Annotated in this window: 1 protein-coding gene and 1 pseudogene; both read right to left on the bottom strand. The window is 42.9% G+C overall.

All coding sequences use genetic code 11. The features are described 5' to 3' along the window. Positions 1 to 383: S-layer homology domain-containing protein (locus GC097_RS24230; protein WP_171685887.1), on the bottom strand; the 383-nt coding region annotated here is incomplete at its 3' end. Positions 384 to 626: 243 nt separating this feature from the next. Further along, positions 627 to 1,684 (bottom strand): annotated as a pseudogene (locus tag GC097_RS24225) (hypothetical protein); the annotation flags it as partial.

Raw genomic sequence — 1,684 nt, 5'->3', positions numbered from 1 at the left:
TTGTATTGGCCTTCCGCATAACCGTCTGTTACACCAGCTGTTTTCAAAGCTTCGATGTAAGGAAGTGCATAGCCGTTTGCTTCGTCGGTTACACTAACGTCAGAGAAGCTGGAAGTTTGCAAGTCTTTGTTGATGTCAAGACCCATGATAAGTGCTGCAACTTTTGCGAATTGCGCACGGTTCATTTCGTCTTTCAGACCGAATGTTGTGTCGGATACGCCATCGAAAATACCAGCAGAGATCATCGCATCAAATTTTGCTTTTGTCGCAGCATCCAGGTCTTTCAAGTCTGTAAAGTCAGCAGACGTCTTAGCGAATGCCAGGGACGAGAACATGGAGAAGGCCATAGCGGATGTAAGGACTACGGAAAGAGTTTTCTTCATAAGGGTTTGTTTCCTCCTAATATTTTAAAGTTTTTGTTATAAAAACTTATAACCAACGGGACGACTGTTGAATCTTCTTTGTTAACTACGTGTAGCTTTTCGTCTATCATCTCGGCTACATGACTTAGTATACTTGAGTATATACATAATTTCATTGATAAGTATTTTCCAGCAATCCGGATTGTGAAGGATAGAAAATATATATAAATAAAAAAGACCCCGAAGGGTCTCTTTTATTTAGTCTTAGTTTTGTGGCATTGCAACTGCAACTTGAACGGATTTGCCATTCGGTGCAATAGCTGTGATCAAGAACTCATGCACATTGCCGTTGATTTGTGTAATCGCGCCTGTTTGTGCATTCATTTCTACATTACCACTGCCGCTCACGACGGATACGGTGTAACGAAGTCCTAGTACGGCATCATATTGATTGATTGCTGCGTTTTCGTACTCGATACCGTATTGGTCTGTTACCATCAGCGTGTCATCACCATCAGTGAAGTAGTCGTATGCCATGTTACCTTCTTTATACGTTGCAGTCGTTGCTCCTGCTTCAAGCTTGTCTACCGTGATCGCGTCTGCTTTCACTGTTACCGTTTGAGTCAAGTTAATGGTCTCGCCTTTGTTTGTCAGAACGACGGCAGATACAGTAGCTGTTCCTGCTTTGTTACCGATGACATAGCCGTCTGTACCATTTACAGCCACGGTTGCTACGGATGGATCCGAGCTTGAAATACCTTGTACAGCGTTGGTAGGAAGAACGACTTTGTTTCCTGCTGAATCTTTCGCGATAACAGACAGTTTTTTGTCAAATTGACTTGCTCCAGCTGTTACTTTCTCTCCATCTGTAAAGTCTGCTTTCAAGTTGTCTTGTGCTGCATACAGCGTGCCAAGTGTATTAATGGAGTACGTCAAAGCTGTATCCGACTTCACTGCTTCGAAAGTACGAGTTACGGCAGATGAGTAATCCGAGTAAGCTCCACCATTTGTCGCTTTTTCAACGACAGCTTTTACCGTAACTTTTCCTACTTTACCTGTCGTTGAAGTTAGGTTAAAGCCTTTGTTGAAGTCAGCCAATTGGTCATTTTTATAGTAGTACGTTGTTACATTTGCTGGCGCTCCAGCAACCGGCGTTGCTGCATGCTCAACTTTAGGTGCTGCGTTTGTACCTTCACCGTCTGTTGTTACTTCAACTTTGACGCGGTAGTTGGATTTTTGGCCATTTGCGCTTGCAATATCGGAACCGATTTTTGAAACATCTTTACCGTACTGATCTTTCAATTGGAATTCGATATCGTCGC

The organism is Paenibacillus planticolens, from assembly GCF_013141725.1.
GTDB classification, from domain to species: Bacteria; Bacillota; Bacilli; order Paenibacillales; family NBRC-103111; genus Paenibacillus_E; species Paenibacillus_E planticolens.
Note: the sequence above shows the minus strand (reverse complement) of the source record. Positions and strands in the feature narration are given on the sequence as shown.